10 protein-coding genes and 5 pseudogenes are annotated in these 15,517 nt (G+C 63.6%); 7 read left to right on the top strand and 8 right to left on the bottom strand.

Annotation, left to right across the window (positions count from 1 at the left end; translation table 11 throughout):
• Positions 1 to 733, top strand: a 733-nt coding sequence (cas5e, locus tag BVER_RS19990; RefSeq protein WP_157056148.1) for a type I-E CRISPR-associated protein Cas5/CasD, incomplete at its 5' end; no start/stop codon positions are given.
• The gene (gene cas6e / locus BVER_RS19995) at positions 730 to 1,470 is read left to right on the top strand and encodes a type I-E CRISPR-associated protein Cas6/Cse3/CasE (protein WP_050454790.1); all 741 of its coding nucleotides are present in this window, start codon (positions 730 to 732) and stop codon (positions 1,468 to 1,470) included. The genes cas5e and cas6e, both read left to right, overlap by 4 nt.
• A 124-nt stretch (positions 1,471 to 1,594) precedes the next feature.
• Here the strand turns inward: cas6e and BVER_RS20000 are convergent, their stop codons facing one another.
• Positions 1,595 to 2,374, bottom strand: a complete 780-nt coding sequence (locus BVER_RS20000; RefSeq protein ID WP_050454791.1) for a DeoR/GlpR family DNA-binding transcription regulator — start codon at positions 2,372 to 2,374, stop codon at positions 1,595 to 1,597.
• A gap of 251 nt (positions 2,375 to 2,625) precedes the next feature.
• Between BVER_RS20000 and glpK the strand changes: the two are divergent.
• Together glpK and BVER_RS20010 are read left to right on the top strand one after the other, a co-directional pair.
• Positions 2,626 to 4,161, top strand: a pseudogene (gene glpK / locus BVER_RS20005) (glycerol kinase GlpK).
• Positions 4,154 to 5,363: pseudogene (locus BVER_RS20010) on the top strand (glycerol-3-phosphate dehydrogenase/oxidase). The pseudogenes glpK and BVER_RS20010 overlap by 8 nt, the downstream one beginning before the upstream one ends.
• A 75-nt stretch (positions 5,364 to 5,438) precedes the next feature.
• Here the strand turns inward: BVER_RS20010 and BVER_RS20015 are convergent.
• The 4 genes and pseudogenes from BVER_RS20015 to BVER_RS20030 form a co-directional block, all read right to left on the bottom strand.
• Positions 5,439 to 6,605, bottom strand: a complete 1,167-nt coding sequence (locus tag BVER_RS20015) for a porin (protein ID WP_050454792.1) — start codon at positions 6,603 to 6,605, stop codon at positions 5,439 to 5,441.
• 55 nt (positions 6,606 to 6,660) lie between these two features.
• Positions 6,661 to 6,855, bottom strand: coding sequence for a hypothetical protein (locus BVER_RS20020; protein ID WP_050454793.1), 195 nt, complete (start codon positions 6,853 to 6,855; stop codon positions 6,661 to 6,663).
• Positions 6,856 to 6,919: 64 nt separating this feature from the next.
• Positions 6,920 to 8,218, bottom strand: a pseudogene (locus BVER_RS20025) (TIM-barrel domain-containing protein); the annotation flags it as partial.
• A 20-nt stretch (positions 8,219 to 8,238) separates the two neighbouring features.
• A complete protein-coding gene (locus BVER_RS20030) occupies positions 8,239 to 9,510 on the bottom strand; it encodes an MFS transporter (protein WP_050454794.1) in 1,272 nt (423 codons plus the stop codon).
• A gap of 451 nt (positions 9,511 to 9,961) precedes the next feature.
• On the opposite strand from BVER_RS20030, the gene BVER_RS20035 reads away from it, so the two are divergent.
• Both BVER_RS20035 and BVER_RS20040 read left to right on the top strand, forming a co-directional pair.
• Positions 9,962 to 10,267 (top strand): type II toxin-antitoxin system RelE/ParE family toxin, encoded by a 306-nt coding sequence (locus BVER_RS20035; protein ID WP_050454798.1) that lies wholly within the window; start codon positions 9,962 to 9,964, stop codon positions 10,265 to 10,267.
• Positions 10,264 to 10,557 (top strand): addiction module antidote protein, encoded by a 294-nt coding sequence (locus BVER_RS20040; protein ID WP_050454795.1) that lies wholly within the window; start codon positions 10,264 to 10,266, stop codon positions 10,555 to 10,557. Before BVER_RS20035 ends, BVER_RS20040 begins: the two co-directional genes overlap by 4 nt.
• Here the strand turns inward: BVER_RS20040 and betA are convergent.
• Entirely contained in the window at positions 10,554 to 12,278 is a 1,725-nt protein-coding gene (gene betA, locus BVER_RS20045; protein ID WP_050454796.1) for a choline dehydrogenase, read from the bottom strand. The genes BVER_RS20040 and betA overlap by 4 nt on opposite strands.
• Before the next feature lie 12 nt (positions 12,279 to 12,290).
• Positions 12,291 to 13,758 (bottom strand): annotated as a pseudogene (gene betB, locus BVER_RS20050) (betaine-aldehyde dehydrogenase).
• A 291-nt stretch (positions 13,759 to 14,049) separates the two neighbouring features.
• On the opposite strand from betB, the gene fdhA reads away from it, so the two are divergent.
• Positions 14,050 to 15,246, top strand: coding sequence for a formaldehyde dehydrogenase, glutathione-independent (gene fdhA / locus BVER_RS20055; protein ID WP_050454797.1), 1,197 nt, complete (start codon positions 14,050 to 14,052; stop codon positions 15,244 to 15,246).
• A gap of 158 nt (positions 15,247 to 15,404) precedes the next feature.
• Here fdhA and BVER_RS32725 read toward each other — a convergent pair.
• Positions 15,405 to 15,517 (bottom strand): annotated as a pseudogene (locus BVER_RS32725) (IS5/IS1182 family transposase); the annotation flags it as partial.

Here is a 15,517-nt window from a genome sequence, read left to right on the forward strand (position 1 = left end):
GATACGCCTGCGCGCGCCGCTCGTCGCATTCGGCGGCGAAGCGATCGACAACTACGGCGTGATCCGCGAGTTTCCCGGCTTGTCGATGATGACTGGGCTCATCGGCAACGCGCTCGGCTGGGCGCGCGGCGACTTCGACCGGCTCGATCGCCTGCAGGCGCGGCTCGTGATGGGCACGCGCATCGACGAGAGCGGCGAGGCGATGACGGATTTTCAGACCGCGCAACTCGCGGCCGACGATACGGGCTGGACCACGCAAGGGCGCGCCGAGTCGCGCCGTGGCGGCGAGGATTCGTACCGCAGCCCGCATCTGCGCTTTCGCCAGTATCGCGCGCGACTCGATGCGCTGGTCGCCTTGCGCGTCGAGCCCGCCGATGAAGAACCGACGCTCGATGCGATCGCGCGGGCGCTCGATCGTCCGATGCGTCCGCTGTTCATCGGCCGCAAGCCGTGTCTGCCGATGACGCGTCTGGTTGCCGGCATCGTCGAAGCCGACGATATCCTCGACGCGCTGCGCCGGCGTGCTCCCGCACCCGCCGCTTCATGCGAGGAATCGCGCTACCAGTGGCCGAACGGCGAGGGCGCGTTCGACCGGGCGCGCGCGGTCGATATCTGCGACGAGCGCAACTGGAAGTCGGGCGTGCACGGCGGCTGGCGTTCCGTTTTCGAGGCGCGCGGCCCGTTCGTCGCCGCGGTGTCGTGTGTATCGAGTCATCCCGAAGGATCCGCATGAGCAAATTCAACCTGATGCATTGTCAGCCCGATCCGCGCATGTTCACGCAGTGGGCGGCGCGTCGCGGATGGCTGGGGCCGGGCGGCAATATCGGCTATGCGATGCACGTCGCGCTGCACGAAGCATTCGGCGAGCGCGCGCCACGGCCTTTCTACTATCGCGATGCGCGCGCCGGTCTGCTCGCCTACGCGCAATGTCGCGCGGACGAATTGCGCGAGGCCGCGTCGCTGGCGAATCCCGATCTCGCCGCCGCGCTCGGCCTCGATTGCGGGCCGCGCAGTCCGGGCCTCAATGTGCGATCTTTTCCGATGCAATGGAGCGCGGGGCGCGCGCTCGGCTTCGAAGTGCGCGTGCGGCCCGTGCGGCGCGATCGCGACGGCCGCGAACACGATGCGCTGCACTTCGCGATCGAACGGAAGCAGAACGACGATCGGTTGAATCGCGAGGAAGTGTATCGGCAGTGGCTCGAGCGCGAGTTCACGGCGAGCGGCGCGGCGAAACTCGTCGCAACGCGGATGACGCGATTTCACCTGACCGGCGTGTTACGTCGCACGCAGGCGGATGGCAAGAGCGGCGCGATGCGTCGGGCGGAAACGGTGTTCGGGCTGGACGCGGTGTTTAGCGGACAACTGACCGTCGATGATCCGGATGCGTTCGCGCTGCTGCTCAAGCGCGGCGTGGGTCGGCATCGGTCGTTCGGGTTTGGGATGTTGTTGTTGAGGCCGGCGGTGGGGTGATGTTGAAGAGATAGCTCCGCCTGCGCGGAGATAGTCCCAAGTCGTACCGAAGTATCAACCACTTCGCCACAGTCACTCCGCCTACGCGGAGATAACCGCCGAACCTCCGCTCAGCGGAGACCTCTCAGGACGCCACGCGAACGCCCATCGGCAACGCTTCCAGCGTTTCCCGCATCCACGGCGGCGTCTGATCGGTGTAAAGGGCATCAATTTGCGAAAGATGCCCGAGCCTGACCAGCGCCGCGCGTCCGAACTTCGAATGATCCGCGACGAGAAACACCGTGCGCGATTGTTCGAGGATCGCTTGCGCCACGCGCACTTCGGCGATATCGAAGTCGCGCAGCGTGCCGTCCGCCTCGATCCCCGAAATGCCGATGATCCCGAAATCGACCTTGAACATGCGGATGAAATCCACCGCCTGCTCGCCCACCACGCCTTTATCGCGCGCGCGGACGGCGCCGCCCGCGACCATCACCTGAGTGTCCGACGATTCGTCGGCCATGATGTTCGCAACGTTCAGATTGTTCGTGATCACCCGCAGCCCCGCATGCTGCCGCAGCGCCCGCGCGACTTCCTCGGTGGTCGTGCCGAGATTGATGAAGAGCGTCGCGTGGTCCGGAATGTCCGCCGCGACGCACTTCGCAATCCGCCGCTTCTCGTTGAGAAACATCTCCTGACGCGCCGCGTACGCGGTGTTCTCCGAACTGGTCAGCACGCTCGCGCCGCCGTGATAGCGACGCAGGAAATTCATGTCCGCCATCCAGTTCACGTCGCGCCGGATGGTCTGCGGCGTGACCTGAAATTGCGTGGCGAGATCGTCGATGGTGGCGAAACCATCGCGTGCGACGCGATTCAGCAAGGCCTGTTGCCTGCCGTTCAGCGGGGCGTCGGAGTCTGCGCTCATCCTTGAAGATCGAAAACGAAAATACGTGAAAGTTTGTCGAAGTGGTTCGACGCGGCAGTCCAATCGTGCCTCATCGATCGCCGAAAGTCCATATAAAACGGGCGCATAGCGAAAACTCCCAAATGTTCGCGGCTGCTTGCACGACTTCCCGACCACGCAAGCCGGATGTTACGATGACCGAAAACGAACATTCTGTATTCGGATTCGAAAATAACACGCGATCTGCGCATTCTGCCTGGAGCAGCAGTCTGATGGTTCAGCCACGTTTCATTCTCGCCCTCGATCAGGGCACCACCAGTTCCCGCGCGATGCTGTTCGATCGCGCGGGCGCTGTCGTCGCCACCGAACAGCGCGAGTTCGCGCAGCATTATCCGCAGCCGGGCTGGGTCGAACACGATCCGCTCGATATCTGGGAGACGCAACTCGATGTCGCGCGCGCGGTGCTGCGGCGGGCGAACGCGCAGGCGGCGGATATCGCGGCCATCGGCATCGCGAATCAGCGGGAAACCACGCTGCTGTGGGATCGCAAGAGTGGCGCGCCGGTCGGCCGCGCGATCGTCTGGCAGGATCGCCGTACCGCGCGCGAGTGCGCGCGGCTTGCGCAGCAAGGCGCGGACGCGCTTATCGAACGCAAGACCGGCTTGCGGCTGGATCCGTATTTCTCCGCGACCAAACTCGCGTGGCTGCTCGATCGCACGCCCGATGCCCGCGCCCGCGCGAATCGCGGCGAACTCGCGTTCGGCACCGTCGATAGCTGGCTCGTGTGGCAACTGACCGGCGGCGCGTGGCACGTCACCGATGTCTCGAATGCATCGCGCACGTTGCTGTTCGAAATCCACGCGCTCGACTGGGACGACGAACTGCTCGCACGCTTCGATATCCCGCGCGCCGTGCTGCCCGAAGTCGTGTCGTCGGGCGGCACGTTCGCGCACACCGATGCGTCGATCTTCGGCGCGGCCATTCCCATCGCGGGCATGGCGGGCGATCAGCAGGCCGCGACTTTCGGGCAAGGCTGCGTCGAGCCGGGACTCGCGAAAAACACCTACGGCACCGGCCTGTTCCTGCTGATGAACACCGGCAGCGAGCCCGTCGCATCGCGACGTCGGCTGGTGACGACGGTCGGCTGGCGCATGCACGAGCGCACGACCTACGCGCTCGAAGGCTCGGTCTTCATGGGCGGCGTGATCATTCAGTGGCTGCGCGACTGACTCGGCATCATCGAGCAAGCGGCGGACGTCAATGCGCTCGCCGGGCAGTGCAAGACCAGCGAGGGCGTCGTGCTCGCGCCGGCCTTCGCGGGTTTGGGCGCGCCGTACTGGGATCCGTACGCGCGCGGCACGCTGCTCGGCATGACGCGCGGCACGTCGCGCACGCATATCGCGCGGGCGGCGCTGGACGCCATCGCGCTGCAAACCGTCGACGTGCTCGCCGCGATGGAAGCCGATTCCGGCATCGCGGTGAGCGAACTGCGCGTGGATGGCGGCGCATCGCAAAGCGATCTGCTGATGCAGATTCAGGCCGACTTGCTCGGCCGTCCCGTCGTGCGTCCGTCCATCACCGAAACGACCGCGCTCGGCGCGGCGCATCTCGCGGGTCTCGCCACCGGCTTCTGGGCCGACGCCGACGAACTCGCGCGCCAATGGCGTGCCGAGCGCGTCTTCGAGCCGTCCATGTCCGCCGACGCGCGCGACCAACATATCGAACGCTGGCATCGCGCGATCGAGCGCGCGCGTGCCTGGGAACAACCGAACGAACAACCGATTGATCAAGCCATCCGCGATGCCTGAGTTGCAAGCCATCATTCCGCCAGCACGCGACGCGCTGCTGCGCGAAGTCGAAAACAATGCGTTGTGGGACGTCGTCGTCATCGGCGGCGGCGCAAGTGGTCTGGGTACGGCGGTCGATGCCGCTTCTCGCGGCTATCGAACCTTGTTGCTGGAAGCGCGCGATTTCGCCAAGGGCACATCGAGCAAGGCGACCAAACTCGTGCACGGCGGCGTGCGTTATCTCGCGCAAGGCAACGTGCCGCTGGTGCGCGAGGCGCTGCATGAACGCGGGCTGCTCGCGCGCAACGCGCCGCATCTGGTGAACGCGCTGGGCTTTATCGTGCCGGCGTATCGCGCGGGCGAAAAGGCGTTTTACGGCATCGGGCTCAAGGTCTACGACTGGCTCGCGGGATCGCTGAATCTCGAATCGAGCTGGGGACTGAGCCTCGCCGAAACGCGCGCCAGATCGCCGATGCTGCGCCATTCTCGTGCCGAAGACGAAGGACGGCCGCGTGCTGTTCGTCGTGCCGTGGCATGGGCAGACCATCATCGGCACGACCGATACCGCGCGTCCCGACGTCCCGCTCGACCCGCGCGCAAGCGATGCCGAGATCGACTTTATCCTCGCATCGGCGGCGGAATATCTGACGCACAAGCCGACGCGCGACGACGTGCTGAGCGTCTGGGCCGGGCTGCGTCCGCTCGTGAAGGGCGATGCGGGATCGTCGACGAAATCGCTGTCGCGCGAGCATACGATCGAACTCAGTCCGACCGGGATGATCACCGTGACGGGTGGCAAGTGGACGACGTATCGGCTGATGGCGCAACAGGTGATCGATCTCGCCATCGAAAAGCGTCTGCTCAGCGCCGCGCCGTGTCGCACGACCACGCTGCCGCTGCATGGCGCGACCAGCGACGCGCAAAACTACTATGGCGCGGATGCGCAGGCGGTCGAGCAGTTGCCGGGCGCATCGAACGTGCTGGTCGAAGCGAGCGGGCTGACCGAGGCGCAGACGCGTTTCGCGGTGCGCGCGGAGATGGCGCGTTCCGTCGAGGACGTGCTCGCGCGCCGCAATCGCGCGTTGTTCCTCGATGCGGCGCAGGCGCGTCGCGCGGTGCCGGAAGTGGCGCGCATCATGGCAGAGGAACTGGATCAGCCGGAGCACTGGCAGCACGCGCAATGCGAAGGTTTCGATGCCTTCGCGCGTGCCTGGTCGCTGTAATGAAAAAAGCCGTTCCGGCATGATCCGGAACGGCTTTTGTAGCATTGGAAAGCGATCGAAAAACGATCGAAACGCTTAGAACGCGTGACGCAGACCCACCATCGCGACGAACTGCGACGGACCCGACGAAGGCGACGCGTTCTGCGAATCGCCGACAACCGCAACCGCATTCGCGATACCCACACCCGCCGGACCGCCCGACGCAATCAGCGATTTGCCGTGCGCGTGCTGATACGCCTGCAGCGCATAGAACGTCGTGCGCGCCGACACGTTGTACGTCTCTTCCAGCGAAACCTGATGATATTGCGCCGGGTTCGAGATGCCGTTCGCCTTGCTGGCGCGCGTGTAGCTGTAACCTGCGCCGGCCGTCATCGCGGGCGTAAAGCGATAGGTCGCAATTGCGCCGTAGCTGTTGAAGATCGCTTCGTCGGTGAACAGCGAGCGCGAGTCGGGCGCGTACTGCGCGTTCGAATAGTTGAAACCGATCATCAGGTCCTTGAACGTGTAGCGCCCGGCGGCGGCGATCATCTGCACGCCGCCGGCCGTCGCGTAGCCGTTGTTGACCGGCGAGTTCGACGCGAAGCTGCCGAGCGCGGGACTCGTCGCGGGATTTTTCAGCTTGACGTAACCAGCCGCCACCGACACCGGTTGATAGTCGTATCGCAGCGCCGCGCTCAGGTTGCTGCCGGTCGCGATGCTGCCCGGCACGCCGCCCAGCGCGTATTGCGCGCCGATCGTCAGGCCCGCGAGATTCGGCGATACATAGTTGATCGAGTTGTTGAAGCGCAGCGTGGTGTCGAGTGCATCGACATCGCCGGGATGCGCGCTCGTCGCGCCGGTGAGCACGCCGGTCGGACCGAGCGCGCCGACCATGCTGAAGTACGGCGTGTACTGGCGGCCGAGCGTCAGCGCGCCGTAGCGATTGTTCGACAGGCCGACGTAGGCTTGCCGGTTGAACAGCGTGCTCGCGCTGGCCTGCGCGCCCGTCAGCGAGTTGAAGCCGCTTTCCAGACGAAATACCGTCTTCGTGCCGCCGCCGATATCCTCGCTGCCCAGCAGGCCGAACTTGCTCGCCTGCAGGTTGCCCTGACTCATGTAGAAGTTCGAATGCCCGCGCTGATTGTTGACATAGGCGAAGGCGTTATCGACGACGCCGTATAGCGTGACGCTGCTCTGCGCGGCGGCGTCGATGGACAAGGCCGCGAGCGGCACGGCGATAAGGGCGAATCGTGATGCTTTCATTGCGTGTTCTTCTTCGGGTTGCGTAAGTTGCTTAAGTTGCGTGAATTTTGGAGTGTCAGATGTCGAGGCAAAGGTGCAGATGCCGCCAGCCATCGGCGATGCTCGAATCGATCAGCGCGCAGTCGATGCAATCGATGCCGCGCGTCTCGGCGGCCGGAATGCTGAGGCGCACGTCACGTTGGCGACTCGGCATTTGGCCTTGCTGCTGCACGCGAACGCGCAGCGCGTGCGCATCGCTTTCGATATTCACGATCCACCGACCCTGCGCGCCGTCGCGCCAGGCTTCGGTCTCACCGTCATCCTCGATACACGTTCGACCAGATTTCGAACTCGTTGTTGTCGTTCCACGTCGACGCGATGCCGTAGCGCAACAGGCTGTCTTTCACGCGCGCCTTCCACCAGTCGATGGTCTGCGGATTCGTGAAATCGAGATACGCGCCGACTTGGTCCCAGAACTGCACCCACGCGGGTTCGCCATCGCGCGCGCGGATCAGCAGGCCGGCTTTTTCGACCGCTTCGAACGCGGGATGATCCTGCAACAGGCACGGCTTGATGTTTGGCACGAGCTGCACGCCCGCATCGAGATAACCCTGCACGAAGCCGTCGATGTCGGGGAATTTGTCGTGATTCCAGTTGAACACGTAGCGCTTGCCGTCGATCGACGTATAGCCCGACGACAGATGGAACGAGTCGCACAGCACGTCGTGTTCGCGGCATCGCTCGATGAATTCGCCCATGCGATGCTGCGCGTCGGGCGCGTCGGTGTAGCTCATCGTCGAGCCGGAATAGCCGAGGCCCCACTTCGGCATCCACGCGGGTTTGCCGGTGAGCCAGGTGAAGCGGCGCACGGCGTTGAGCGGCGTATCGGGCGACGCGATGAAGTAATAGTCGAGATCGTCGTGCTCCGCGACGAAATGCCGATAGTGCCCGTGGTAGTTGTCGAGCTCGCGGCCCATGTCGAAGCGGCAATCGGCGAGCGTGTCGTAGAACAGGCCGAAGCCCGTCGACGTGTCGGGCTGCCACGTCACGTAAAACGGGATGTGCTTGTACAACGGATCGGTCGTGCGCGCGCTGTAACCCATCGCGTCGAAATTGCGCATCTCGTAGCTCTGATCCGCGCGATTCAGCGAGCCCGCGCGTTCGCCGAGTCCGACATAAATCTCGCCGCGCTTGCGCTCGACATAGTGATATACGCGCTCGTTCCACCAGCCGAAGTTGTAGGCCTGCGTTTTGCGATCGTCCATCGCGCGATGCCACTTGCCGTCGCGCAGCAGCTCCCACGCGCAGAAGCCGCCATCGAGCGCGACGGTGAGACGGATCGCCGCCGTGGTGACGATCAGCGCGTCCTTGTCGTGCTCGGTGCGGATCGAGCACGCGCCGAAGCCGCTCAGATCGAAGCGGTCGCGGCCTTCGAGCGGCACGTCCTCCTGACCCGGCGCGATCGCCCATGTGCGCGGCGCGCGCAACTCGCCGTGCGGCCGCACGAGCACGCGAACGATGTCGTCCGCGAGCGGAAAGATATCGATGCGATGACCCTCCGCCGAAACGAGTTCGATACGATCGAGCGCGCTGTTCGCGACCGCAAAGCGTGGACGGTTTTTCAAGGTAGCCATGATGTGCATGCAGTGAGGGTTCAGGCGGCGCCGGCCGCTTTCGTGGGTTGCGGCTCGCCGACGGTGATGCCGCGCATCAGGATGACGAGCAGCGTCGCGCCGATCAGATCGAACGCGCCGAGCGCGCCGAACAGCGGCGCATAGCCGATGGAATCCGCCAGCGCGCCGACGACGAGCGAGAAGCTCAGGCCCGCGATCCACGCGGCCATGCCCGCGAAGCCCGCGGCGGTGCCGACTTCGCCGGGCTCGAAGACATCGGCGGCGAGCGTGTTGACGAGCGCCGAGATCATCTGATGCGCGAAGCCGCCGACGCAGAACAGTGCGATCGCTTCATACGGCGACGCGACGAGCCCGATGCACGCCGGTCCGATCATCATGAACGCGCCCAGCACCACGCCCGCGACGCGCGACCAGACCAGCGGCACGCGGAATCGCTTCATCAGGAACGGCGACAGATAACCGCCGAACAGGCCGCCCAGATCGGCGGCGAGAAACGGCAGCCACGCGAACATGGCGATCTGCTTGAGATCCATGTGGCGTTCGGTTGCGAGATAGAGCGGAATCCAGAAGCTGAACGTCTGCCAGGCCGGTTCGGCGAAGAAGCGCGCCTGCGCGATCGCCCAGAAGCGCCGCGTGCCGAGCACTTCGCGGATACGGCGCTTCTCGTGCGCGCTCTGGCCTTCGGTGATGAGGTTCAGTTCCTTCTCGCTGATCCGGTGATGCTGCTTGGGCGACCGATACAGCCAGTACCACATCGTCGCCCACACGAAGCCCAGCGCGCCCGTGACGACGAACGCGCTTTGCCAGCCGTAACGCAGCGACAGGAACACGACGAGCGGCGGCGCGAACAGCGAACCGAGCGACGTGCCGGCATTGAAATAACCGACCGCGATCGACTTCTCGCGATTCGGAAACCATTCCGCGACGGCCTTCATGCCGGCCGAAATCGCGACCGCTTCGGACAGGCCCATCAGGCCGCGCATCGCGGCGAGCGACATCCAGCTGCCGGCGAAGGCATGCGCGACGCCCGTCGCCGACCACAGGCACGCGAACAGCGCGAAGCCCAGCCGCAAACCGATGACGTCGATGATCAGACCGCAGACGGGCTGCATCACCGTATAGCCGATCTGAAACGCGCCGACGACCCAGGAATATTGCTGCGTGCTCATGTTCATGAGCGTTTTGAGTTCCGCCGCCATCACGCCGAGCGCATTGCGCGACAGATAGTTGACGATGGTTCCCAGACATACCAGCGCGATGATCCACCAGCGCAGGCCCATGATTGTTTTCAAGTTGTGTCTCCGTGCCGATTACGCGAGCAAGGCGCTCGCTTCACGCGCGGTCCGAATGCTCGAATTCGAATATTTCGGAGTGCGTGGGGTGATGGATCGTATCAGTGGCGCGGGGATGGCTGATGGGGGTAAACCATAGAGAAGAAACGGCCGATCGATCTAAATATCGGAAAACTAAGCGAATTCAGAATTGTAGTTTTTTGTGGCGCGTGCGATGCGCTATGTGCAGGCCGAGGAAATGTTCTTTCCCGACATTCGATTGTTCGAATGCGAGCGCGTGTGAAGGTGGTGATTGGCCGTTTGGCTGAATGTTCAGGACGACCACCGGACGATAACGTGACGGAACTGCCGAGGGTGTTGAACCCTTCAATTCCACGATCACATGAGTCCAATAAGAAATGTTGTCTCGCGCTTTTTGCGGAGAGTCTTGTATCTACTCGGATACAAGACTATGATCACATTCGTCCTGTCTCCCGAATTTTCCACGTGGCTCGAAGGCATTCGAGACCGTCGGGCCAAGGCGCGTATCAGCGTGCGGATCGCGAGCGCGCGTGCGGGCAATTTCAGCGATTGTGAGCCGATCGGAGAGGGTGTCAGTGAAATGCGAATCGACGTTGGCGCGGGTTATCGGGTGTATTTCACGCGCCAGGATACGGTGGTGTACGTGCTTTTGATGGGCGGCGACAAGTCGTCTCAAAAAAGGGATATCAAGCGCGCGCTTCAGATGGCGCGTGCATTGAAAGCGAGCTTGCTATGACGAAATGGAGACTCTTCGATGCTGCCGACTTTCTCGACAGCGAAGAAACGATTACTGAATTCCTCGCCGCCGCCGAAGACCCCAACCCCGATGTCCTGCTCTATGCCATCGGCGCAGTCGCCCGGGCACGCGGCATGGCGAAGGTCGCAGCCGACTCCGGTCTCGGACGCGAAAGCCTGTACAAGGCGCTCGCGCCCGGCGCGCATCCGCGCTACGAGACCATCCAGCGGGTATTGGACGCGCTTGGCGTTCAGATGACGTTCACGCCCAAGCGATCCGGCGAAAGCTAGGACGCAATCGTCGCGCCCTTCGCCCGCGCCACGATCTCCCTCTGCAAATACCCACCGTCTCGCGCCCGCTTCCCGTTCGCAACGAAGTAAGCCGTCTGCACACGCGCCAACGCGTCGCGTCCGCGAATGCGATCGGCGATCTTCTCCGCCAGCATAATGGTCGGCGCGTTGAGGTTGCCGGTCGTGATCTGCGGCATGATCGACGCATCGATTACGCGCAGGCCGTCCATGCCGTGGACGCGTCCTTCGCCGTCGACCACGGCCATATCGTCGTAGCCCATCTTGCACGAGCAGGACGGGTGATACGCCGTCTCCGCCTTCGCGCGCACGAACGCGTCGATTTCGGCGTCGGTCTGCATCTGCTCGCCGGGATTCAGCTCGCGTCCGCGATACCGCGACAACGCCGGCTGCCGCATGATCTCGCGCGTGATGCGGATGGCATCGCGGAATTCGCGCCAGTCGAGCGGATCGGCCATGTAGTTGAACAGGATCGAAGGATGCGCGTTCGGATCGCGCGACTTGACGCGCACGCGTCCGCGGCTAAGCGACCGCATCGAGCCGACGTGCGCCTGAAAGCCGTGCATCTTGATCGCGTTCGAGCCGTTGTAGTTGATCGCTACCGGCAAAAAGTGATACTGGATGTTCGGCCACAAGTCGTCGTCGCGCGTGCGGATAAAGCCGCCCGCCTCGAACTGGTTGCTCCCGCCCACGCCCGTGCCGTTCATCATCCATTCGAGTCCGATGGCCGGCTGGTTCCACCACTGCAAGGCCGGATACAACGACACGGGTTCCTTGCATTCGTACTGCATGTACATCTCGAGGTGATCCTGAAGATTCTCACCGACGCCCGGCAGATCGTGGACGACCGGAATCTCCAGGTTCTTCAGCCAGCTCGAACGCCCGACGCCCGAACGCTGCAACAGTTGCGGCGATGCGATCGCGCCGCTGCACACCAGCACTTCGCGCCGCACATGCGCCGTCACGCGCTGTCCGCCATGCAGATACGCGACGCCGATCGCCCGCTTGTCCGAGAACAGCACGCGATCCGTCACCGCGTGCGTGACGATGGTCAGATTCTCGCGATGCTTTGCCTGATCAAGATAGCCGCGCGCCGTGCTTGCCCGCCGCCCCTTCGCGGTGACGGTGCGATCCATCGGCCCGAAGCCTTCCTGCTGATAGCCGTTGAGATCTTCCGTGCGCGGATAGCCCGCCTGCACGCCCGCTTCGACCATCGCGGCGAACAGCGGATTGTTGCCGGGCTTGCTCGTCGTCACATGCACGGGGCCGTCGCCGCCGTGATAGGCGTTCGGTCCGATATCGCGCGTTTCGGCCTTGCGGAAATACGGCAGGCAATCGAGATAGCTCCAGTTCTCGAGTCCCGGCATCGACGCCCAGTTGTCGTAATCGAGCGCGTTGCCACGGATATAGCACATGCCGTTGATCAGCGACGAACCGCCCAACCCCTTGCCGCGACCGCATTCCATGCGACGATTGTCCATATGCGGCTCGGGCTCGGTTTCGTACGCCCAGTTGTAGCGCCGCCCTTGCAGCGGATAGGCGAGCGCCGCCGGCATCTGCGTGCGAAAGTCGAAGCGATAATCCGGGCCGCCCGCTTCGAGCAGCAATACGGTGACGTCGGCGTCCTCGGTCAGACGCGTGGCGAGCACATTGCCCGCCGATTCCGCGCGGACGATGATGTAATCGTATTCGTTCGCGCTCATCGCTGATTCCCCTCAGAACACAGGTTGATCGGTCCAAGCTCGACTGAACCGACTTGATGCGCGTGTACGCATTCAACGTGACGATGCCGTTCTCGCGCCCGACGCCCGACTGCTTGTATCCGCCGACCGGCATCTCCGCCGGCGATTCGCCCCACGTATTGATCCAGCAGATGCCTGCCTCCAGCCGATGAATCACGCGATGCGCGCGCGACAGGCTTTCGGTGACGACGCCCGCCGCGAGTCCGTATTCGGTGTCGTTGGCGCGCGCGATGACTTCCTCTTCGTCGTCGAACGCGAGGATGCTCATCACCGGCCCGAAAATTTCTTCGCGCACGATGCGCATGTCGTCGCGGCAATCGGCGAACACGGTGGGCGCAACATACTGGCCGCGCGCGAACGCGCCATCGACGAGACGCGTGCCGCCCGCGACGAGCCGCGCGCCTTCGCGCTTGCCGCTTTCGATATAGCCCAGCACTTTCTCCAGTTGCGCCGCGCTCGCAAGCGGGCCGAAGTTGGTGTTCGAATCGTCCGGCGCGCCGACGCGAATCCGCTTCACGCGCTCCGCCACCAGCTTCTCGAACCGTTCGATGACACCGCGCTGCACAAACACGCGCGTGCCGTTCGTGCACACCTGACCGGAGCTGAAAAAGTTGGCCGACATGGCGATGTCGGCGGCGCGTTCGAGGTTGGTATCGTCGAACACGACGAGCGGCGACTTGCCGCCGAATTCCATCGTCACTTCCTTGAGCGTGGAGCCGCCCGCGTGCGACATCACCTTCTTGCCGGTCGCGACGCTGCCGGTGAACGAAATTTTCTCGATGCCTGGATGTTCGGTGAGCATCGCGCCGACGCGTCCGTCGCCCTGCACGACATTGAACACGCCCGCGGGCACGCCGGCTTCGAGATAGATTTCCGCGAGCTTCGACGCGGTGAGCGGCGTGATTTCGCTCGGCTTGAAGATCATCGCGTTGCCGGCCGCGAGCGCGGGCGCGGACTTCCAGCAGGCGATCTGAATCGGGTAATTCCATGCGCCGATGCCCGCGCACACGCCGATCGGCTCGCGTCGCGTATAGACGAACGACGAGTCGCGCAGCGGAATCTGCTCGCCTTCGATGGCCGTCGCCAAACCCGCGTAATACTCGATGACGTCCGCGCCCGTGACGATATCGACCGCGCGCGTTTCCGCGATCGGCTTGCCGGTATCGCGCGTTTCGAGCGCGGCGAGTTCGTCGTTGCGCGCGCGCAGCAGATCGACGGCGCGGCGCAGGATGCGCGAACGCTGCATCGCGGTCATCGCGGCCCATTCGCGCTGACCTTCGCGCGCCGATTTCACCGCGCGGTCGATATCCGCGTGCGACGCCATCTGCACGCGGGCGAGCGTTTTGCCGGTGGCGGGATCGAGCGTGTCGAAAGTCTCGCCGCTCGTCGCGTCGACGTATTCGCCGCCGATGTACAGGCGTTGTTCTCCGGGTGCGGACATGGCGCGTGCTCCGTGCGTGGAAGTTGTCAGGCTCTCAGGCTCTCTGGCGCGATGATCGGACGAAACGTGCCGATCATGCTTATCGTTCGTTCATGGTAGTTTTTTTATTTTGAACGGTCAATCAATAAAAACCGGACCGATGCCGTTGCGAGGCGCGATGTCGGTTTCAGTCAAACCCGCGTCGCTTTGAATGTAAGCCCGCGCCGAACTGGCGGCGTACGCTCCATTCACGGGCGCGATGAGCGAAACGTGTGCATCGCGCGAGCCGTCCACGAATCAAGGAGACGATCAATGAGCAGCAATCGCGGCGTCGTGTATCTGGGGCAGGGCAAAGTGGAAGTGCAATCCATCGACTATCCGAAGATGGTCGATCCGCGCGGCCGCAGCATCGGGCACGGCGTCATTCTGCGCGTGGTGACGACGAATATTTGCGGCTCGGACCAGCATATGGTGCGCGGCCGCACGACGGCGGAGGTCGGGCTCGTGCTCGGTCACGAGATCACGGGCGAGGTGATCGAAGTCGGTCGCGATGTCGAGACGCTTTCCATCTGCGATCTGGTGTCGGTGCCGTTCAACGTCGCGTGCGGCCGCTGCCCGACCTGCAAGGCGCAGCACACGGGCGTGTGCCTGAACGTGAACCCGTCGCGCGCGGGCGGCGCGTATGGGTATGTCGACATGGGCGGCTGGATCGGCGGTCAGGCGGAATACGTGATGGTGCCGTACGCCGACTTCAATCAGCTGAAGTTTCCCGACAAGGATCAGGCGATGTCGAAGATTCGCGACCTCACCTGCCTGTCCGACATTTTTCCGACGGGATATCACGGCGCGGTGATGGCGGGCGTGAAGCGAGGCGCGACGGTGTATATCGCGGGCGCGGGTCCGGTCGGGATGGCGGCGGCCGCGTCGGCGCGAATTCTCGGCGCGGCGGTGACCATCGTCGGCGACATGAACGAGGAGCGTCTCGCGCACGCGCACAAGATGGGCTTCGAGACGATCAATCTGTCGAAGGACGCGCCGCTCGGCGAGCAGATCGAGCAGATTCTCGGCAAGCCGGAAGTGGACTGCGCGGTGGATTGCGTGGGCTTCGAAGCGCACGGACACGGGACGGATAGCGGGCACGAGGCGCCGGCCACCGTGCTCAATTCGTTGATGGAAATCACCACTGCTGCCGGTGCGATCGGCATTCCCGGCCTTTACGTCACCGACGATCCTGGTGTCGTCGATGCCGCGGCCAAAAAGGGGAGTTTGAGCATTCGCTTCGGGCTCGGCTGGGCGAAGTCGCACTCGTTTCATACGGGGCAGACGCCGGTCATGAAGTACAACCGTAATCTCATGCAGGCAATTTTGTGGGATCGGTTGCCGATTGCCGATATCGTTAATGTGTCGGTTGTTTCGCTCGATGAAGCGCCGGATGGGTATCGGAAGTTTGATGGCGGGGCGCCGAGGAAGTTTGTTATTGATCCGCATGGACTTTTGAAGGCTGCCTAAGCGGACGGTTTTTTTGTTGCTCTGCGAGGGATCGTTTTTTTTCTCTCGCGGAGCTTTTGGGTTATCGCTTGGTTTATTCAGTAGCCGCCTCCCCGGCGGAGGGGTCACTTTCTTTGCGGCGGCAAAGAAAGTAACCAAAGAAAACCGCTTGGCCGATCCTAGGTCCTGTTTACATTTAAGAGCGGCCCGAAGGCAGACACGATGGAGACAAAGGTGAGGTAGCTGTGGGCGAGTTTGTCATATCGAGTGGCGACGCGACGAAAATGCTTGA

The sequence above is a fragment of the Candidatus Burkholderia verschuerenii genome (genome assembly GCF_001189365.1).
Lineage (GTDB): Bacteria > Pseudomonadota > Gammaproteobacteria > Burkholderiales > Burkholderiaceae > Caballeronia > Caballeronia verschuerenii.